Below are 21,532 nucleotides of genomic sequence, written 5' to 3'. Positions count from 1 at the left end.
TCAATAGTTTAACGATGATTTTAAAATAAGCCTATAATTTTTCCATCCTTTAATACATCCATCTTATTAGCTGCTGGCACTTTTGGCAAACCTGGCATAGTCATTATATTTCCATTTTGAACGACTATAAATCCTGCCCCATTTGACACTCTTACTTCATTAACATTTATATCAAAACCTTCTGGTCTTCCTAGTAGGCTTGCATTATCTGATAATGAGTATTGAGTTTTAGCCATACATATAGGCAATTTGTCTAATCCAAATTTTTCTATTTCAGCTATTTGTTTTTTCGCTGCTGGTGTGTAATTAACACCTCTAGCACCATAAATTTCTCTAGCTATAGTTAATACTTTTTCTTCAATAGTAGCTTTTTCATCATAAATTGGTGCAAAACTTGAATTATTGTTTTCTAAAACATCTAATACAATATTACCAAGTTCAATTCCGCCTTCTCCACCTTTTGCCCATACATCTGATAACGCTACTTTCACACCTATCTTATCACAAAAATCTTTAATAAATTGTATTTCCTCATCACTGTCTGTAACAAATCTATTTATAGCAACAACAGGAGTTACGTTGAATTTGTTGATATTTTCTATTTGCTTTTCTAAATTAGTTATTCCTTTAGCTAATGCATCTACATTAGGAACATTTAATTCTGTTTTTAAAACTCCACCATGATGCTTTAATGCTCTTATAGTAGCAACAATTACAACACATTCAGGCTTTATTCCTGCATACCTACACTTAATATCAAAAAACTTCTCAGCACCTAAATCTGCACCAAATCCAGCTTCAGTAATCGCAACATCTCCAAGCTTTAATGCAAGTTTAGTTGCCATGACAGAATTACATCCATGAGCAATATTAGCAAACGGACCTCCATGTATTAGCGCTGGAGTATTTTCTAAAGTTTGAACTAAATTAGGCTTAATTGCATCTTTCATTAATAAAGCCATAGCACCTTGAACTTCTAATTCTTTAGCATAAATAGGATTTCCATCTAAATTATAAGCAACTAAAATGTTACCCATTCTTTCTTTTAAATCGTCTAAGTTTTCTGCTAAGCATAATATTGCCATTATTTCTGATGCAACAGTTATAGTAAATCCATCTTCTCTAACAAATCCATTAACCTTTCCACCCATTCCAACAACAATATGTCTTAATGCTCTATCATTCATATCTATGACTCTTTTAAATATAATTCTTCTCGAATCAATTCTCAAATCATTTCCTTGGTGAATATGGTTATCTATTGCTGCTGATAATAAATTATTTGCACATGTAATAGCATGCATATCTCCAGTAAAATGAAGATTTATATCCTCCATTGGAACTACTTGAGCATATCCGCCACCTGCTGCGCCTCCTTTTATTCCAAATACCGGTCCTAACGATGGTTCTCTTAGTGCTATCACAGCTTTCTTTCCTAATTTATTTAACGCTTGACCAAGCCCTACAGTAACTGTAGACTTACCTTCTCCAGCTGGAGTAGGATTAATAGCTGTTACCAAAATTAATTTACCATCTTTATTATCTTTAACTTTATCATATACATCTAAAGATATTTTACATTTATATTTACCATAGTATTCAATGTCATCTTCACAAAGCCCTAACTTCTTTGCTACATTTTTTATAGGTTCCATTTTTGCTTCTTGTGCAATTTGAATATCACTTTTCATGAAAACTTCCTCCTAAAATCAGTTAAAATTAGATTTGGTCACGTGAAAATAAATAACAAGTCCGATTTGCCATGGATATTTTTCATCAAGCAAAGAGGTAAATCACCCTCATAGCGGGACTATTAGGTCAATCTGACTACGCAATATAATGGAAAATGAGCTAGCAAATGGACTTTGTATTTATTTTAATGTGCCTTAATACTCAACAATTATACTGTAATTATATCATTTCAAATTATGCATTTAAAGTTTTTTCGAATATTAAATAATTTTTAAGATGTAACATTCGCATTATTCATATCACTTTGTCTTATTTTAAATATTAACTTATATGATATTTAATTTATCATCTATAATATGCAATATATCTTTTTTATTTTTATCCACTAATATTAAAGTTTATTCACACCAATTTTCTATGAACTGTGGATAAAAAAAGACTTGCTAGACAATATCTAACAAGTCTTTTACATTAAGCTAACTATTTGCAAAAATATCCTCAAATTCATTCGCATCAAGTTTTTCTTTTTCTATCAACGCTTGTGCAACAGCATGTAATTTATTTGTATTACTCTTTAATAATTTATTTGCTGTGTCATAAGCTTCATCTATAAATCTCTTTATCTCTTTATCTATTTTAGCGCCAACTTCTTCACTAAAATCTCTTGATTTTCCCAAATCTCTTCCAAGAAATACTTCATCATGACCTGTAGTGTTATAAGATATAGTACCAATTTCATCACTCATACCATAATCCATAACCATGCTCTTCGCTATATGACTTGCTCTATCAATATCATTTTTAGCACCAGTACTTATATCTCCCATGATTAATTTCTCAGCCACTCTTCCTCCTAAAAGACCAACCATTTCATCTTTTAGCTTAGACTTAGATGTATAAGATGTATCTTCTTTTGGAAGATGCATAGTATATCCACCGGCTCTACCTCTAGGAATTATACTAATTTCATGCACTGGATCACAATTTGGAAGTAGCTTCATTACAACTGCATGCCCTGCTTCATGGTAAGCAGTTAATTTTTTATCATGTTCTGTTATAACTCTGCTCTTCTTTTCTGGACCTGCAATTACTCTAGTTATTGCTTCTTCCATTTCCTCCATAGATATTTCTTTTTTATCTCTTCTAACTGCAAGTAGAGCAGCTTCATTAGCTAAATTTTCTAAATCCGCTCCTGAAAATCCTGGAGTTCTTTTAGCAAGTACATTTAAATTAACGCTTTCTCCAAGTGGCTTTTTCTTTGTATGAACTTTAAGAATTTCTTCTCTACCTTTTACATCAGGTGCTCCAACAACAATTTGTCTATCGAATCTACCTGGTCTCAACAAAGCTGGATCTAATATATCTGGTCTGTTTGTTGCTGCAATCATTATGATTCCTTCATTTATACCAAATCCATCCATCTCAACAAGAAGTTGATTTAGCGTTTGTTCTCTTTCGTCATGTCCACCGCCTAGTCCAGCTCCTCTTTGTCTACCAACAGCATCTATTTCATCTATGAACACTATGCAAGGTGCATTTTTCTTAGCTTCTTCAAATAAACTTCTAACTCTAGATGCACCAACACCAACAAACATTTCAACGAAATCTGAACCTGATATACTAAAGAATGGAACACCAGCTTCTCCAGCTATAGCCTTTGCAAGTAAAGTCTTACCTGTTCCAGGAGGTCCAACCAATAATACCCCTTTAGGTATCCTTGCTCCCATTTGTACATACCTTGATGGTAATTTCAAAAAGTCAACTATTTCCTCAAGCTCTGCTTTTTCTTCATCTGCTCCTGCCACATCATCAAAGGTTACTGTTTGACTTTCAGGTGTCACCATTTTAGCTTTACTTTTACCAAAATTCATAACACCTCTTCCGCCACCTCCACCTTGAGATTGTTGAGTAAACATAAATAAAAATATAAAAATTACTACCGCTAATAATACGCATGGAAGTAATGTTGCAACCCAAGTTGCATTATTTGATGGTGGTTCAAAATCTATTCTCACATCTGTTTTTGGCTGATTCTCTATTAAAGAATTAACAATTTGACTTGGAATATAAGTAACAAATGATTTATTATCTGTAGTCTTACCCTCAATTGTCATTTTATCTTCTTTAATAACAACACTTTCTATTTCATTTGCATTCCACTTTTGCACGAATGCACTATATGTCATGTCATTAGAACCTTTTCCTGTTTGCCACATAGTAACTGCTGCTAGAACTAGCATAACTGAACAAACAATCCATACAGCTGCACTTGAATATTTTTTCATTCAAGCCCCCCCTCTCTTATCATATTTAAAATTTTAACATAGGGTTATTTTTATTACAACAATTGTAAACTCTATTTTTTATACACTTCAGGTTTTAATATTCCTACAAAAGGCAAGTTTCTATATTTTTCAGCATAGTCTATTCCATATCCAACTATAAAACCGTCTGGAACCTCAAACCCTATATATTTTACATCTAAATCAGCAACTCTTCTTGCTTGTTTATTTAATAAAGAAACTATTTCTATGCTGTTAGCTTTTCTTGCTTTTAAATACTTAAGTAAGTAACTTAAAGTCACACCAGTATCAACTATATCTTCAACTAATAAAATATCCTTTCCTTCAATATTATGATCTAAATCTTTCAATATTCTTACAACACCTGAAGTTTGTGCAGAATTTCCATAACTAGATACTGCCATAAAATCTATTTCACAATGAACTGAAATGTTTTTTATTAGTTCTGCTGCAAATATTACTGATCCTTTTAAAATACCTACTACAACTAAATCTTTTCCTTTATAATCTTTACTTATACCATCAGCAAGCTCCTTAATTCTTTTAGTTAAAACCTCTTCTGAAAATAGTATCTCTTGTATATCTTCTTTCATATCAATATTCCTTTCTTTGAATAACTACTTTTAATATATTTTTAGTTTTATTTGTAATCTTAAATTGTTCTGATACCTTAAGTCCAACAATCCATGCAATTTTATCATCAAAACACAAAATTGGAACATTGTCTCTATCTTCTTTAGGTATTTTCATATCAATAAAAATATCCTTCAACTTCTTACTTCCACTCATACCTAAAGGTATAATTTTATCTCCATCTTTTCTATTTCTTACTGATATGTTCTTAATTATTTGGTCTAAATCAAAATACTTTATAAAATTGTTTTTTTCTAAATTTAATTTAGTATTATTGTAATTTTCTATTACCAAAAATTCTATCTTAAAATCGTTAAAATCAATGGTATTGTTATTCACATTACCTTTGTCTATGTTTATTTCCTGTTTCTTCTCATTTGAATTAAAGTTTTTTTCTTTTCTATGCTTTATGTATATGTCACCATAAATATTTTCAGCATAAATTTTATTAGGTAAATCAATTATTTTACCAGAATTCTTTTTAGATAATTGTAAAATTTCATATATATGCTTCATCTCAAAATCATAATTAGACTTTGAATATTTTGTTATAGCATTTCTTAATACTCTATTAATAACAACCTCATCTTCTTCAAACATTTCCTTTTTTATTATAAAATAATCTTTAGATTCTATACAATATTTATTATAAAAACTTAAAGCTATCTTCTCAATAAATTGATTATCTTTTTGTATTAATATAGACATCCTATTTAAAGTTTGTATTATATCATCATTAAAATTTTTCTTCATATATGGTAATATATCTAATCTTATTTTATTTCTGTTATAAATTTTTTCAAAGTTAGTTTTATCAATTCTAGGATTTAAGTTATTAACTTGAATATAATCTTCTACCTCTTTTCTACTTAAGCATAAAATTGGTCTTACAATCTTATTATCTCTAGAAGCTTTTATTCCACCTAAACCTTCGAGTCCGGTTCCTCTCATAAGTCTAAATAAAATAGTTTCAGCTTGATCATTTGCATTATGTGCAGTAGCTACTTTACTATATCCTTCTTTTTTCATTATTTCATCAAAAAAATCATACCTAGCATTTCTTCCTGCCATTTCGCAAGATAATTTCTGTTCTTTAGAATATGTTTCTATATCCATGCGTTTTACAAAGCATGGTATATTCATTTTTTCACATGTATTTATTACATATTCTTCATCACCAAATGCATCCTCACCTCTTAACATATGATTTAAGTGCGCCACTCCTATATCTATATTCAATTCTTCCTTTAGTTTAAATAAAATATTTAAAAGGCATATTGAATCTGGTCCTCCAGAAACAGCCACTAAAACCTTATCTCCAAACTCAATTAAATTATTATCCTTAATATATGATAGAACTTTTTTATACATCTTTTAACACTTCCTAAAAATCCCCTAAAATTATATATAAAATATAATTCCGTATTTATATTTTACGTATATATGTTTTAAATGTAAACATTGTTATTTAAAATTTCACAATAAATTCTATCTTATCTTAAACCTAGAATGCAAATAGCCATTCCAAAATCAGCTTAAACATTGATAATTTTGGAATAGCTTTAAATATATGCAAAACTTAGCCAGCTAAATAAATTTTTGAAACTAATACTGTCATATCATCTTTAATCATTTCATCACTTAATTCTTTTGCTTTATTTAATATTAATTCAGATAATTCTTTCGGATCCGAATTAATGTTTTTTAAATATTCTTTGAGCCAAATAAACCCTTCTGAATTAAACCTATCTATATCTAATACTCCATCACTTACACTAATCAAAATATCTCCTGGCTTTAATCTTTCTTTGACTATTTCCACATCAACTTCATCAACAAGTCCAAAAGGCAAATTTTTCGAATTTATAGCCTTGACTTCACGTCCTCTCTTAATAAAGCTAGGGGCTGCACCTATTTTAACAAAGTTAGCTTCTCCATTATATAAATTAACTCTGGTTAAATCTAATGTAGCATACTTTTCATCTTCAGCAAATCTCATTCCCATTATAGAATTAACTGTATTTACTGTTACATCCTCATTAAATCCAGCCTCAACAAACTTTTCTACCAAATCCACAGTAGCCTTACTTTCTTGTCCTGCCTCTGGTCCTGATCCCATTCCATCACTTAATATAGTCATGTAACATCCATTAATGGTTTTTCCAAAGCTATAATTATCTCCAGTTTCACTTTCCCCACTTTTAGATTTTACTGCACAATATGATACCATGTAATATTTAGGAATCTCTTCTATAGTAATAACGCACTCATTGGTTTGAGGATTAATACTGCATCCATCATCACTAACACATAAAGGCATCTTTACTGTCTCGCTTAATAAAGGAACAACAGTACTTCCACAATAATCGGCACCTTTACAATTGTTCATACTTATTCTTATTTTAATTCTTCCAACTATATCTGTATAACATAGTACATCTTTGTAATCGATTGAGTTCTTGTTTAACCCTCTCCTAATTATTTTTTCTAAATCATTATCTATAATAACTTCTTTTTTAAACTCATTTAATAAATTATCTAAAGTAGATGATATATTGGTTATATGTTCCGATAATAAATGTCTTCCCTCTGCCAATCTTTCTTTCACTGTTTCGTTAACGGTATAATTATCCACAATACTTTCAGTACTTTTTAAAAGACCAAAATTCTTAACACATCTTTTTTCTAGATCTTTAGGTATTTCTATATTCCCTTTCTCATAGCTCTGTATTAATAATTGAAAAGAATTATATGTCTGATGAAAATCCCTTTCCCAACATACAGATTTATTTTCGCATTTAGAACACGCTCTATCTGCTAAATTCTCTACCAAAGCACTACCTTTCGCTTTAATTAATAAATTTTCATTCTCATTACAAGAACCAAGATACTTTGATACTGTAGCTAGCACTCTTGTAAGCTCTTTTAGTTTAAAAGTAAATTCTCCTTTTATACCATTTATCTTATTTTCACTTAAACATTGCTTTTTTCTATCTGGATTTATTTCAATTTCGATACTTTTATACGTAGATTTCGGAACGCATAAAAATAAAATTGAACTAGTTAGAACTTCAACTGCCAACTTCAATGTTAGCGAATCAGAATATAATCCAAGTGCAAAATAAATTATTATGCCTGCAAGTATTGAAAATATTTTTCCTGTATCTTTAAATATTCCTACTATGAGCCCTCCAACTCCAAAAAAGCCTACACATGACATCATATCATTTGATGCCACTCCAAGTATTATTCCCATTGAAACGCCAATCATTGCTCCATAACTAGCTCCGCCTATATAAGCAGTTGCTAAAACCAGAACCAATGCAATTACATTTCTTATAGAATAATTCATTAAATTAATATCACCTATTCCCGCTACTAGTAAACATAAAAAAATACCTATACTAATTATCTCTTCAGAATTAAAGAAATAATTCGTGCTAATTTCACTTAATGAATCTAATGCATAGTTAATCACATAATATATAGGCACAATTACTAGTGTCTGTATCAAACACAATGTCACATTAACTCCTAGCTCATATTTATTTACTAACAACCCATAAATAAAAAAGCTAAATAGAATTGTTATAAATCCTATCAATTCCTTTTTTCTCTTTCTTGCTGTTGATACAAAACTGTAATATATTGTCATTATGATTATAGCTACTAAATATACATATCCATCTGTTAGTAAATTATTAATTGTTAAATATCCCAGCACACATCCAACTGCTGCTGCTAAATTATTCCTCTTGTTGCCTTTTATAACTACAGCCATTAAATACGCGATTCCAAATGGTGCTATTCCATGACTATCTGATTGATTCAACAACAAACTTACTCTACTGATTAAAATTCCAACTACTAGAATTGTCGTTAATTTTATTGCTATTGTTTTTATCCACGTTTTTCTTTTAATTCTCGGTTCACTACTTATTTCTTCGTATTTATCCACATCCAATCCATATTGCACACTACCTCACCTCATTTTCCAAATAATGTAATTAAATTATAACACCGCCACTTTACGATATATGTCATAAAGTGTTTCAACACTAGAAATTTCGTAGGACAACTTCATCTAAAATTCTCTAATATTTAATAATTTAATATCTTATTTTCTTTAATACAAAATTACATTCAAAGTTTATCCAAAGCTTTATACAATACTCTTAACGCTATATATTTGCCAAAATTACCAAAATAAGTAATTTGTCGTTATTCTTACCTTATTAGAAATTTATATATAAATATTTTTTCATAAATTTATTAAGTTTTGAATAGTGCATATGAATTTCAATTTAATCAACTTCTCATTTTATAAAAATCGTATAATTTGTGAATGCAAAAAAGACTTAAGTAAATTAATTTACTTAAGTCTTTGGTGCCGAAGACCGGAATCGAACCGGTACGGTGTTTAACCACCGCAGGATTTTAAGTCCTGTGCGTCTGCCAGTTCCGCCACTTCGGCATAATAATATTGAAAACATAAAACGAATTTACGACACTTCAAATATCACTCTGAATATTCTTATATACATTTTCAAACTAAATGGTTGCGGAGACAGGACTTGAACCTATGACCTTCGGGTTATGAGCCCGACGAGCTACCAACTGCTCCACCCCGCGATATTTATTTTTTCATATATATGGTGCCGAAGACCGGAATCGAACCGGTACGGTGTTTAACCACCGCAGGATTTTAAGTCCTGTGCGTCTGCCAGTTCCGCCACTTCGGCACATATTGGTAGCGGAAATAGGACTTGAACCTACGACACCTCGGGTATGAACCGAGTGCTCTAGCCAGCTGAGCTATTCCGCCATATCAATGGTTGCGGGAGCAGGACTTGAACCTACGACCTTCGGGTTATGAGCCCGACGAGCTACCAACTGCTCCATCCCGCGATATTTATTTTATATATAATGGTTGCGGAGACAGGACTTGAACCTGCGACCTTCGGGTTATGAGCCCGACGAGCTACCAACTGCTCCACCCCGCGATATTTGTTTTTTCATATATATGGTGCCGAAGACCGGAATCGAACCGGTACGGTGTTTAACCACCGCAGGATTTTAAGTCCTGTGCGTCTGCCAGTTCCGCCACTTCGGCACATATTGGTAGCGGAAATAGGACTTGAACCTACGACACCTCGGGTATGAACCGAGTGCTCTAGCCAGCTGAGCTATTCCGCCATAAATGGTTGCGGGGGCAGGACTTGAACCTACGACCTTCGGGTTATGAGCCCGACGAGCTACCAACTGCTCCACCCCGCGATATTTGTTTTTCATATATATGGTGCCGAAGACCGGAATCGAACCGGTACGGTGTTTAACCACCGCAGGATTTTAAGTCCTGTGCGTCTGCCAGTTCCGCCACTTCGGCAAATTTTGTTGATACATCGTCAACAACAAGACTAATTATAATGCATAATCTTCATGATGTCAACAAAAATTTTAATATATTTTTTTATTCATTTAAATTTTATATTATAACTAAAATTTTAGCAAATTTATAAGATAGAGCAAACTATGTTTTCCTAATTTACTCCATACTTTTAAATTTGCTAATAAATTGTTTTAATATATATTTATATCATTTAAAGGTTTTTTAGACGCCTTTTTTACCACCCTTGCCTTTAAATTCTTGATGTTTCTTTACATCTTGCATTCTTTCTTCGCTGTCCTTTAAGAACTTAGACATAATGTCTTCAAAGTTTCCTGCCGCCTTTTTCTTTTCAGGTGATTTCCAATCAATTTCTGCTGGTTTAACTGATTTTTTTTGAACATTTGCTTGTTTAATTGAAAGACTAATTTTACCATTATCATCAATTGAGATAACTTTAACTTTGACTTTATCTTGTTCACTAAGGTGTTCTCTAATATCTTTTACGTAAGAATCTGCAACTTCTGAAATATGAACTAATCCAGTTTTGCCCTCAACTTCAATAAAAGCTCCAAAATTTGTGATGTTTATCACTGTGCCCTCTACTATGTTTCCTGCCATTAAGGTCATGTTTAAAAGACTCCTCCTTAAATTTAAAAAATATATAAATATAAGAACAAATACTATACTATTGCAAATGTTCTTTAATTTAAAATACAATTTTAATTATTACTTAATTATAATATATTATTCTAGAGTTCATTAAGTTCCTTTATAAAATAAAAGTTAATTAGAACTTGATTCTGTTGTACTGCTATTAACAACCTTTTCACCTGGCTTAATCATTCCAAGTCTTTCCCTTGCTAATTTTTCTAAATAATCCAATGAATCTGAATTAATTTTTTCAACTTCATCTTGAAGTCTTTCATTTTTCTCTTTAACGTCTTGTAATTGAGATTGCTTATTAGCAATTTCTTTTTCAATTCTATTAATTTCTATACGTTGCCTAATATAACTAAAAGCAAAGAAAATAATAAATCCAACAATTATTAATTTTTTTATCATTAATTTGTTCTTCATACTACAGAACCTCTATTTTACAAATTCTCTTAAGTATATTTTAAACACTATACCGCTATTATTCAAGTAATTTTTTTTGTTATTTTTTTTTATCTGTAACCTTATATGCAATTATTTTTAATGGATAACATATGTTTTTTAGTAATATTCTAATTATTTTAGCTATAAATTTTATAATTATCTTTTCACTAGAATAAAAATGTCTACTAATAAGTTTTAAATATAACAAAATAGCAACAACAATAAATATATATACATATGGAGTTAAGAACGCATAGTTGGTATATAGCAAAAAAGTAAATACTATTAAAGCTGCAAGTATCCAAAACAATATGTCTTCTATTATTGTTAATATCTTTATAGAACTAAAACCTCTTATTGCTCTATACATATCAAACAATATTCCTGTTATGATACCTGCTATTAGACTATATATAACAAGATTAAATTGCATACTTAATTGTAATGGCATATCAACCCTCTACTTAAACAGCCTACTTATTATACTCTCATTGTTCTTTTTTGCTATCTTACCATTGTAAACCATAGAGGCAATATTCCCAACTATTATAACATCACCATTTTGCACATCTAATTTATTCATCTTTAATTCCTCACCCTTAATTGTTAAATTACCCAAATTAGTAGTTAAGTCTATTTTTTGTTCATCGAAACTTATAACTTCAATAACTCCGCTTAAAGTTAATTTTTTTCTATTTTCTAAAGCTAAATTAGATTTATTATCTTCAATCTTATTCTCTAATCTTTTTTCCATGAAAAATTCCTCCATTCATTCTTCTTATACAATATATGTTTATTTATTTTAATTTAGAATGAGGAATATTCAATGAAATATGTGATTATAACTATATTTTAGGCACGTAAAAATAAATAGCGAGCCCATTAGGACAATTTACCAGTGCAACATGATGTAAAATAGGCTGACAAATAGATTTGTTATTTACTTGAATTTGCCTTAAAAGTTTTACATAAAAAAAGAGTAGCTAAATACTCTTAGTTCCTACTCTTTATCTTCTTCACCTTCAATAATTATATACATCTGTTTTGCATCTTCTTTTCTTACATGTTCAGCTATATTTATTATTTCAGCTTTTAATATTCTATTAGCAAATGTTATTTGTATTATATCTCCTTCTTTTATTTTAGTAGAAGGCTTTGCTACTTTATCATTTATCAATATACGTCCGCTCTCGCATACTTCTTTTGCAACTGTTCTTCTCTTTATGATACGAGATACCTTTAAATACTTATCTAATCTCATATTTTCTCCTTTATTAAAAGAACCCGAGAAAACTCGGGTTCATATTTGCTCTATTAGTTAACTAATATTTATTATTTGTTAACTTTATCTTTAAATTCCTTACCAGCTTTAAATACTGGAACTGTTGTTGCAGGAATGTTGATTACTTCTTTAGTTCTAGGATTTCTTCCTTCTCTAGCTGCTCTTTCTCTTGTTTCGAAAGTTCCAAATCCAACTAATTGAACCTTTTCACCATTTTCTAATGCTTCTTCAACGCTTTCTATAAAAGACTTTAAAGCTAATTCTGCATCTTTTTTTGTTAATTTACTTTTTTCTGCCATACTAGTTATTAATTCTGCTTTATTCACAATAACATCCTCCTTAAAATCCAGTTATTTATTTTCTAACTGCTTTCTTATATGTACTAAATTGCACTTCTTTATTATATAACCTCTTCAGCTACCCGTCTATAGAAAACTCTTCATTTCCCTACACTTAACTAAATAATACAATAAATCTTTACAACATAGTTCTTTATAAATTATAATTCTTCATAAACTAAAAAATTCCTTTAATAAAATTTACATTAATCTAGTTTTTTTGATTCTACCCAAAGTTTATCCATTTCATTCAATTTCATATCAACTAATTTTATTCCTTTTTCTTTAGCCATTCTTTCAATATAATCAAATCTTTTTATAAACTTATCAGCCGTAAAATTTAATGCAATTTCTTCATCTATATTTAAAAATCTTGCAACATTAACACATGAAAATAATAAATCCCCAACCTCTTCTTTTATTTTCTCCATATTCTTTGTATTATATACATCAATTACCTCTTCAAGCTCCTCTTTTACTTTGTTTATAACTGAATTTAAATCTTCAAAATCAAATCCAACTTTCTTAGCCTTTTGTTGAATCTTATGAGCTCTTAAAAGCGAAGGTAATCCTTTTGTTATACCATTCATTTCTTCAGTCAAACTTTCATAACCCTTTTCCTTTTTCTTTAAATCTTCCCACTTTTCAATCACTTCTTCAGATGAATCTATCTTATTTGAATTTCGGAAAACATGCGGATGTCTGCTTATCATCTTATTGCAAATTCCTTCAATTATGTCTCCTATATCAAAATATCCATCTTCTTTTCCAATTGATGCATGAAACACAACTTGAAGAAGTACATCCCCTAGTTCTTCAATCAATGAATTATCATCATCTTTCTCTATAGCATCTATAACTTCATAAGACTCTTCTACTAAAGCTTTTTCAAGTGATTTATGAGTTTGCTCTCTATCCCAAGGACATCCATTTTCACCTCTTAAAACTTCTATTATGTCTAAAAGATCATTAAAATCTCGTTTGTTATTTAAATCCTTTGGAATATATATAGATGTTAAATAATCTATATCCTCTTGCATATCCAATTCAAACAAAGGTATCACTCTTATACTCTCTTGCCCTTGTATTCTTGCAGCTCTTACAAAATAAATTTCTGTTTCATCATTATACTGCTCTAATAACTTCAACTTTACTTCAGATGCTATTAATGGATTATAAACTTGAGTAATTATAGTTCCTATTCTCTTATCCAAAACCTGATTATTTATATCAAATGCATCTATAACCTTTAATCCCTCTATCGGATCAATCATAAGTGCTTCCATCATAGCATCAATAAAACTTACTGCTGGCATAACTTTATATTCTATGTTATTTTTTTTGCATAAATTTATTAAATTAAATACTGATTTTTCTGCAACCAATGGATGTCCTGGTACTGCATAAACCAAATCACCTAACTTCTTATGCTTTTCTATTAAGTCATTTGCTATGGATAAATATACTTCATCAAAGCTATCCATACTTTCATAAACATTATCATAAGTGCCAAATTTAATATTCTTTTCTTCCAAATAATCTACTGTTGGGTGCTTTTCTGTTCTCAAAAATATATTTTTATTATTTTCAAGTTCAATTATTGTTCCTACAGTTAGTGCTTCTTTAGCTCCAGGTCCTAATCCTACTATTTTAATCATTAGGTTTCTCTCCTTTTTACATTCTTCTTCTAAATCTATCTCTTATCTCTTCAATTTTAAATATTTTAAATACAACTACTAGTATCATATATACTATCATACCTAAAAATATAGATATTAAGCAAGATATACCATTACTTATTGTATTTCTATATATAATATTATAACTCATTAACACTATTAACATCATTATAGTTGATGCATATGCTGGCTTTATTATTATTTGATATAAATTAAGTTTTACTTTTAACATTAATTTCATAGTTATTAAATTTAATATACTTGTTACTACATATGCTCCAACGCTTGCTATAACAGCCCCATAAATGTTAAATACTGCCATTGGAACAAGCATACATGTCAATATAACTTTAACTACACATCCAGTTAATAAATTGATTACAGGTCTTATATAATTTCCTGTTCCTTGTAAAATAGATGTTGTTGTTTGAGTAATTATTATAAATGGAATTGACAACGATAAATATTTTAATATTTCTATTCCCTCAAATCGTCCTGGAAATATAAATTTCATTATTGGCTCAGTTAAAAAGAAAAGACCAAACATACATGGTATTGCAATTACTGCTGCCATCTTCATAGATGCATCTATTTTATTTTCTAATTCATTTTGCTTTTTTAGTATAAAGTTTTCAGCAATAATAGGTATTAACGATGTGCAAATTGCCATTGAAAGAGTTAAAGGAACATTTACAATTACAGAAGCTTTTCCTGTTAATTGGGCATATAAAACCGTAGATTGTGTATTAGTAAATCCTGCTTGCAATAACTTTTGTGGAACTAAAATCGAATCTATTAAATTCATAATTGATCCAACAGTTGTACCTAATGATATCGGTATTGCAATTTTTAATATATTATTTAGTACTTCAGGATTACTTTTAACTTTTTTAATTCCATAAGATTTCTTAATTTTTCTATATTTCGAATATAAATACGAACTTCCAATCACTGCTCCAGCCGTTGCTCCAAAAGCAGCTCCCCCTGCAGAATATTCTATTCCCTTTGGTAATAAAAATACTGCAAGTCCAACTCCAAAAACTACTCTCCCCATCTGTTCTATAATCTGCGATATAGCTGATGGCGTCATATTTTGCAATCCTTGAAAAAATCCCCTAAATATAGTCATGAACGATATCATAACAGGTGCAAAAGATATACCTATCAATGAGTAATAAGCTTTTGCATCCCATTTTAAAAACGATATTATAGGTTTTGCAAAAAAGAATAATGATAAAGTAGTGCCTGTCCCTATTATCATCATTAACATAGCAGATTCTTTTACAACTTCAAATGTACCATTTAAATCATTAATTGCATTTTTTTCTGATATCATTTTAGAAATTGCAACAGGTACTCCTGACGCTATTGCTATAAAGAACATATATAATGGATAAGACATTTGATAATATCCTATTCCTTCATCTCCTATTAGCATTATTAGTGGCCACCTAAAAAAAAGACCTAAAAACCTAGTTAATATGCCTGAGATCCCAAGAATTATACTTGCTTTCATTAGGGATTGTTTTCTCATAAAACACCTCCAAACTTACATGTTACTAATTATTATTATTGTAAGTTCAGAGGTATTATGACTTTTAGTTATTAAAAATTTTAAATTTATGTATTACGATTCTATAAAATTATTGTTCCATTTGTTTACCTAAAAACGCTGCTGCTGTTTCAACAAGTTTTGTTTCAACATCACCAAGTTCCACATCAACTTCTTTTGAAAGAATAATTACAGCACCAATTTCATCACCTTCTGCTATAATTGGTGCAATAACTTGACTTGTATAAGAAGCTTCATCATCATCATTATGTAATGGTATTACTGTACCTGCAGATTTATTTAATAATACAGTTTTTCTTTCATCCATTATTTTTTCTAATTCGCTGCTAACTTTTCTTTCAATATACTCTTTCTTAGGAACTCCACTAACTGAAACAAATGCATCCTTATCAGCTATTAAAACAATGTGACCTATAACTTGTTGTAAACTTTCACAATATTCCTTTGAAAAATCAGTAAGTTCTTCAATTGGAGAATATTTTTTTAAAATTACCCCACCATCTCTATCTGTAAATATTTCAAGTGGATCCCCTTCTCTTATTCTTAAAGTTCTTCTTATTTCCTTTGGAATTACTACTCTTCCTAAATCATCAATTCTTCTAACAATTCCTGTTGCCTTCATTGGTTATATAACCTCCTTTAAAACTCTATTGATTAGTTGCAATATTATTATTTGAATTTATAGAAATTTTATACACTTATAACCAAATTTTATATTATATATTATTTCTAAATTTTTTAACATATATACGCTTCAACAATTTTATATAAATAAACTTGTTAAAGCGTTAATGTATCTAAGTTTTAAAACTTCAACTTTTTAGTAAATATACCAATTTCATAACATCTGCTTCCCATGATATATGCATAACTTTAGTTTTTCTCTTAATTATCTATACAAAAAAACGAGTAATAACATGTATATTGGTTATTACTCATTGCATTCTTGACTAACATATTAATATTTTTTTCTATAATGAACTAATTATTAGTCTTGATATTATAAAACAATCAATTTAACTTTAACAAATAACTTTTTAATATTTGCCTAACTTTACGCTATTGTATTAACTTTTTTAATATATATTTGAAATATGATGTCTCGTAAGTTACTATGCTCACATTAGCTTCCATTCCATTTCTTATATTTACATTGTTTCCTCTTTTATCAACAAGTATATTAGTATCTAATTTACAATCTGCTGTATAATATTTTTCTCCTGATTTTTCATCTATTACAATATCATCACTTATATTTTCTAATTTAGAAGTTATTACTCCATATTCATTTTTTGAAAAAGGTATAGTTTCTAATTGTACTCTGTCACCTTCTTTTATAGTTCCTAAACTTGTATTTTTAATATATATGTTACAAATATTATCTTTAGGATGTAATTCTCCATGTGCACTGATTACTATAGTCTTTTTCGCAAATATAGACCAAACCATAATACAAATCAAAAATGACATTACTATATACAATATATATTTTAATAATTTATATGAACATGAATTTAAATAAGCATTCATTATATCTTTGGCATCTGTTATCTCTTCTAAATTTTCAATCTTATATTTCATTACAGTACCACCTTCATATATTATCTACAAGTATTTTATCTGATTTATCAATACTTTGAACACTCCATAAGTTGTAATAATAGCCTTCTTTCTCTAATAATTCTTTGTGCGTACCAGCTTCTACTATCTTTCCTTTATCTATAACATATATCATATTGCATTTCATAATTGTACTTAACCTATGCGCTATCATTATTGTAGTTAAATTTCCCGAGCATTCTTCCAACGTCTTTTGTATTGCTTTTTCTGTGATGGAGTCAAGATTAGATGTTGCTTCATCCATTATTAATATTTCTGGTTTTTTTAATAAAGCTCTAGCTATTGATAATCTTTGTCTTTGCCCACAAGATAAATTCATTCCCTTTTCTTCTAAAATTGTTTCATATCTTAAAGGTAAATTTTCTATATACTCATGTATTTGTGCCTTCTCACAAGCACAAATCATATCTTCATAAGTTATATCCTTATCAGCAAATTCCAAATTCTCTCTTATGGTTCCAGAAAAGAAAAATGAATCCTGGGATATATAACCAACCTTATCTCTCAATACTTTTTTATCTATGTCTTTTATATTATAATTATTTATAATTATTTCTCCATCTTCTAATTTATAAAATCCCATTAAAAGTTTTGCAATTGTTGTTTTTCCTGAACCACTTTCCCCAACGAATGCTATTTTATCTCCTTTTTTTATATTCATGCTTATATCATTTAAAACTTTATCTCTAACTCCATATTGAAAGTTTACATGTTTTAAAATTATATCACCAATTAATGATTTAGGTTTTATTTTTTCATTTATTGACTTTTCCAACTCTAAGTCCAATATTTCTCCTAATCTGTCACTAGCAACCATTGCTTCTTGCAATTGTGGTTGCAAATTTATTAACCTTTCTATTGGTTGAATAAAATATGCAAGTAATGCATTAAAACTTATTAATTCTCCGATAGTTATCTCGCCTTTTAAAACTAAACTACCTCCAAACCATAATAAACATATACCAAATATACTACTTATCACACTCTTTAATGTCCCTTGAAGATTATGAATATATCCATGTTTGAAGCAACTCTTCATAAGCTTTAAAAACTTATTCTCTGTCTTTACTTCCACCAAATTTTCACCATTAAAAGATTTTATTGTTTCTATTCCTTCTAACGATTCTACTAAATAGGACGTTAATGTCGCATCATCTTCCATAACCCTTCTATTGATTTTTTTTAATTTATTTTTAAAGCTCAATATCAAAATTAAATATAAAATTATCGGAATTAAACAGCTAAGAAATAGCTTTGAATTTTGAATATATAAGACTATCCCTCCAGCTAATGCCATTACAACATCAATCATTAAAGTTATAGTTGCCGATGAAATTGCATCTCTTATTTTACCACCATCATTAAATCTCGAAATAATCTCTCCCACTTTTCTTGTACTAAAAAAGTTCATAGGTAATCTTATTACATGTTTATAATAACCTAACAATAGTGGAATATCTATATTTTGAGCCATATAAATAAGTAAAATACTTCTAAAAAATTCTGTTATAATTTTAAAAATAATTAGTACTAGCATTGCTATCGAGATTGAAAACAAATCCTTACTTAAATTATTGGGTAGTATATCATCTATTAAAAACTGAAAATAAAATGATCCAGCCATGCCTAATATTGTTATTAATAAAGATGATATAAATATATTTATTAATAAGCCCTTTTGAACTTTTATTAATCCCCAAAATCTTTGAAAAATCCCTTTAGTTTCATCTCCCTTTTTAAACGTGGCTGTAGGAATCATTAAAATTAATATATCACTCCATATTTTAAAAAATTCCTCTGGTGTATATTTAATAATACCTTTAGCGGGATCTGCCACTAAAATATATTTCTTAGAAATCTTATGTATTACTACATAATGCAATAACATATTATCTATAATAACATGTGCTATTAAAGGTAGGGGTAAGTTATCAAATATCTCTTCTTTTTTTACTACCCTTACTGCTTTGCAACTAAATCCTAGTTTTTTTGCTGCTTGTACCAGTCCATAAACTGAGGTGCCTTCTAAATCTGTTCCTGATACTTCCCTTATTTTTGATACTGGCATCTTTAAGCCATATTGTTTTAAAATCGTAGCTATGCATGCTGGTCCACAATCTTTCATATCATGTTGTTTTATGCAATAATATTTTTTAAATATATTCATCTGCTCACCTTTTATCCTATAATTTCCCATAATAATCAATCATTTATGTTATTTTAAACTTTATGAGAAAAGCTGATTTCATTTAGAAATCAGCTTTTCTTGTTATTAGATAAAATATAATTTTAATTAAATAAAATTATTTCTAGCTTATTCAGCAGATATTCTCGCTCTATATCCGTGATTAACATACATATTAGCACAAGCTTCTGCTTGATTTAATGTATTAAATCCGTGTACTGTTTTCATAAGACTACCATTTCTATAAATTCTAACTACGTATGCCCCCCCATTTATCTGTTTTTGTTGGTTAAGTGTTAATTCTAACATTTTAACATCCTCCTTTTATTCTTTATATAAGTGATTAATCTACTTACAATTACATATTCTCATAATACTTAAATTAAATAAATGCCTTTTACTCCAAACATACAAATTTATCCATAAAACGCAAATAACTTGTATATATTATTGGTTATATTGATTTTTTTCCTTTCCCCCCCTTAAATGTATGTTTTATTGCAATAATATTTACTTCTTCAAATAAATTCATTATTTCTGAAAGTATTTTTATTGTCGTTAGCCTTTAGTATTATAAAAAATACCTATAGACCAAACACTTTTCATATGTACAATCTATAGGTATCATTTTTTATTATTTACTTTATAAAACTATTGTAAATCAAAACTATAATCTGTCTTCATAAGTTTTAACTTTAACACTTTGTTTCCATTCATTTATTTTAGCATTAAAGGCATCGCTTTGCTTTTGTTGTAATAATTCACTTTTAATATCGTCCTTGACTTCATCTAAAGGAGTTACTTGTGCACCCTTTAATCCAGTAGCTTTAATTATATGATATCCGAATTGAGTTTTTACTGGATCTGAAATTTGTCCTTCTTTTAAATTTTTAAATGCAGCTAAGAAATCTTTATCGTAATTAGCTTTATCATAAGCTACAAATCCTAAGCTTCCACCTGAATCCTTACTTCCATCTGTTGAATTGTCTTTTGCTAACTGTGCAAAATCTCCGCCTGCATCTAACTTAGCTTTTATTTCTTTTGCTTTTTCTAATGATTTGTCATAATCTATTGAAGAACCATCAGCATTTTTTTCTGCAATTAAAATATGTGATGCATTTGCGCCAGCACCTTGTGAATATTTGCTATCTTTATTTTCATCATAATATGATTTAACATCGTCATCTGAAACAGTCACATCTTTAACTATTTCATCATAAACTTTCTTAACTAATACTTGTTTCTTTTGATAATCTCTAAATGAATCTTCTGTATATCCATTTGCTTGTAATAGTTGTTCAAATTGTCCTTCTTGTGGATATTGACTCTTAAGAGTTTGTATATTTTTATCTACTTCGCTATTTAAGTCATCTTCTGATGGATTTACGCCTAATGAATCTGCCTGTTGTATCATTAATTTTTCATTTACCATTGCATTTAAAGCTTGTTGCTTCATTTGCTTAAGTTGATCTTTTATTTGAGCATTATTTTCATAATCCTCTCCATATTTTTGCTTTATTGACTCAACAGTTGATTTTAATTCGTTATCTAAATCAGCCTTTGTTATTTTTTCATTTCCAACTTCTGCATATACCGTTTGTTGTATCGCTTCAGGTGTCTTTTCAATCATCTTGCATCCCATAACAGACACTGCAACCATACCTATTACTGCTGCTGCAACAATTTTCTTTAATCTTTTCAAAATTTTCCCCTCACTTATTCATAAATTTGCTGTAAAAA

The 21,532-nt window shown here is 29.2% G+C and carries 18 protein-coding genes and 10 tRNA genes; all 28 read right to left on the bottom strand.

The annotated features are described in order from the left end of the window. Positions 1–20: 20 nt before the first annotated feature. The 28 genes from CLSA_RS00695 to CLSA_RS00560 all read right to left on the bottom strand — a co-directional run bounded on the left by CLSA_RS00695 (position 21) and on the right by CLSA_RS00560 (position 21,494). Positions 21–1,691: a formate--tetrahydrofolate ligase gene (locus CLSA_RS00695; protein ID WP_022743500.1), complete on the bottom strand. Its 1,671-nt coding sequence runs from the start codon at positions 1,689–1,691 to the stop codon at positions 21–23. A gap of 477 nt (positions 1,692–2,168) precedes the next feature. Next, positions 2,169–3,977 (bottom strand): ATP-dependent zinc metalloprotease FtsH, encoded by a 1,809-nt coding sequence (gene ftsH, locus CLSA_RS00690; RefSeq protein WP_022743499.1) that lies wholly within the window; start codon positions 3,975–3,977, stop codon positions 2,169–2,171. Positions 3,978–4,048: 71 nt separating this feature from the next. Beyond that, positions 4,049–4,588, bottom strand: a complete 540-nt coding sequence (gene hpt, locus CLSA_RS00685; protein ID WP_022743498.1) for a hypoxanthine phosphoribosyltransferase — start codon at positions 4,586–4,588, stop codon at positions 4,049–4,051. A 1-nt stretch (position 4,589) separates the two neighbouring features. Further along, a complete protein-coding gene (gene tilS, locus CLSA_RS00680) occupies positions 4,590–5,999 on the bottom strand; it encodes a tRNA lysidine(34) synthetase TilS (protein ID WP_022743497.1) in 1,410 nt (469 codons plus the stop codon). A 208-nt stretch (positions 6,000–6,207) separates the two neighbouring features. Next, a complete protein-coding gene (gene spoIIE, locus CLSA_RS00675; RefSeq protein ID WP_022743496.1) occupies positions 6,208–8,604 on the bottom strand; it encodes a stage II sporulation protein E in 2,397 nt (798 codons plus the stop codon). A gap of 409 nt (positions 8,605–9,013) precedes the next feature. Beyond that, a tRNA-Leu gene (locus tag CLSA_RS00670) sits at positions 9,014–9,102 on the bottom strand. Between the two features lie 82 nt (positions 9,103–9,184). Next, positions 9,185–9,260: transfer RNA gene (locus CLSA_RS00665), tRNA-Met, on the bottom strand. 21 nt (positions 9,261–9,281) lie between these two features. Next, positions 9,282–9,370, bottom strand: a tRNA-Leu gene (locus tag CLSA_RS00660). Positions 9,371–9,376: 6 nt separating this feature from the next. After that, positions 9,377–9,453, bottom strand: a tRNA-Met gene (locus tag CLSA_RS00655). Positions 9,454–9,460: 7 nt separating this feature from the next. Continuing rightward, positions 9,461–9,536, bottom strand: a tRNA-Met gene (locus CLSA_RS00650). A 19-nt stretch (positions 9,537–9,555) separates the two neighbouring features. Continuing rightward, positions 9,556–9,631 (bottom strand) — tRNA-Met (locus CLSA_RS00645). Positions 9,632–9,652: 21 nt separating this feature from the next. Further along, positions 9,653–9,741, bottom strand: a tRNA-Leu gene (locus CLSA_RS00640). A 6-nt stretch (positions 9,742–9,747) separates the two neighbouring features. Next, positions 9,748–9,824, bottom strand: a tRNA-Met gene (locus tag CLSA_RS00635). 5 nt (positions 9,825–9,829) lie between these two features. Then, a tRNA-Met gene (locus CLSA_RS00630) sits at positions 9,830–9,905 on the bottom strand. A 20-nt stretch (positions 9,906–9,925) separates the two neighbouring features. Beyond that, a tRNA-Leu gene (locus CLSA_RS00625) sits at positions 9,926–10,014 on the bottom strand. Positions 10,015–10,239: 225 nt separating this feature from the next. After that, positions 10,240–10,644 (bottom strand): S1 domain-containing RNA-binding protein, encoded by a 405-nt coding sequence (locus CLSA_RS00620; protein WP_022743495.1) that lies wholly within the window; start codon positions 10,642–10,644, stop codon positions 10,240–10,242. A 156-nt stretch (positions 10,645–10,800) separates the two neighbouring features. Continuing rightward, positions 10,801–11,094 carry an FtsB family cell division protein gene (locus CLSA_RS00615; protein WP_022743494.1) on the bottom strand — a complete coding sequence of 98 codons (294 nt, stop codon included), beginning with the start codon at positions 11,092–11,094 and terminating at the stop codon, positions 10,801–10,803. Between the two features lie 79 nt (positions 11,095–11,173). Next, positions 11,174–11,566: a spore cortex biosynthesis protein YabQ gene (gene yabQ / locus CLSA_RS00610; RefSeq protein WP_022743493.1), complete on the bottom strand. Its 393-nt coding sequence runs from the start codon at positions 11,564–11,566 to the stop codon at positions 11,174–11,176. A gap of 9 nt (positions 11,567–11,575) precedes the next feature. Continuing rightward, positions 11,576–11,869 carry a sporulation protein YabP gene (gene yabP / locus CLSA_RS00605; protein WP_022743492.1) on the bottom strand — a complete coding sequence of 98 codons (294 nt, stop codon included), beginning with the start codon at positions 11,867–11,869 and terminating at the stop codon, positions 11,576–11,578. Positions 11,870–12,115: 246 nt separating this feature from the next. Then, complete coding sequence (locus tag CLSA_RS00600) at positions 12,116–12,376, bottom strand: RNA-binding S4 domain-containing protein (protein ID WP_022743491.1); 261 nt, start codon at positions 12,374–12,376, stop codon at positions 12,116–12,118. Positions 12,377–12,447: 71 nt separating this feature from the next. Beyond that, positions 12,448–12,723, bottom strand: coding sequence for an HU family DNA-binding protein (locus tag CLSA_RS00595; protein ID WP_002582985.1), 276 nt, complete (start codon positions 12,721–12,723; stop codon positions 12,448–12,450). Between the two features lie 218 nt (positions 12,724–12,941). Next, positions 12,942–14,393, bottom strand: coding sequence for a bifunctional methyltransferase/pyrophosphohydrolase YabN (yabN, locus tag CLSA_RS00590; protein WP_022743490.1), 1,452 nt, complete (start codon positions 14,391–14,393; stop codon positions 12,942–12,944). Between the two features lie 16 nt (positions 14,394–14,409). After that, the gene (locus CLSA_RS00585; RefSeq protein ID WP_022743489.1) at positions 14,410–15,948 is read right to left on the bottom strand and encodes a putative polysaccharide biosynthesis protein; all 1,539 of its coding nucleotides are present in this window, start codon (positions 15,946–15,948) and stop codon (positions 14,410–14,412) included. Positions 15,949–16,057: 109 nt separating this feature from the next. Further along, on the bottom strand, positions 16,058–16,609 hold the full coding sequence (spoVT, locus tag CLSA_RS00580; protein ID WP_022743488.1) for a stage V sporulation protein T: 552 nt from the start codon (positions 16,607–16,609) through the stop codon (positions 16,058–16,060). A gap of 437 nt (positions 16,610–17,046) precedes the next feature. Then, complete coding sequence (locus tag CLSA_RS00575; RefSeq protein WP_022743487.1) at positions 17,047–17,568, bottom strand: beta-barrel domain-containing protein; 522 nt, start codon at positions 17,566–17,568, stop codon at positions 17,047–17,049. Positions 17,569–17,581: 13 nt separating this feature from the next. Then, on the bottom strand, positions 17,582–19,774 hold the full coding sequence (locus CLSA_RS00570; RefSeq protein WP_022743486.1) for a peptidase domain-containing ABC transporter: 2,193 nt from the start codon (positions 19,772–19,774) through the stop codon (positions 17,582–17,584). A 147-nt stretch (positions 19,775–19,921) separates the two neighbouring features. Continuing rightward, positions 19,922–20,101, bottom strand: a complete 180-nt coding sequence (locus CLSA_RS00565) for a hypothetical protein (RefSeq protein ID WP_022743485.1) — start codon at positions 20,099–20,101, stop codon at positions 19,922–19,924. 358 nt (positions 20,102–20,459) lie between these two features. Continuing rightward, the gene (locus tag CLSA_RS00560) at positions 20,460–21,494 is read right to left on the bottom strand and encodes a peptidylprolyl isomerase (RefSeq protein ID WP_022743484.1); all 1,035 of its coding nucleotides are present in this window, start codon (positions 21,492–21,494) and stop codon (positions 20,460–20,462) included. Positions 21,495–21,532 lie beyond the last annotated feature (38 nt).

Source organism: Clostridium saccharobutylicum DSM 13864, assembly GCF_000473995.1.
GTDB classification, from domain to species: Bacteria; Bacillota; Clostridia; order Clostridiales; family Clostridiaceae; genus Clostridium; species Clostridium saccharobutylicum.
The sequence above is the reverse complement of the archived record's forward strand: the minus strand, read 5'-3'. Positions and strand labels throughout refer to the sequence as shown.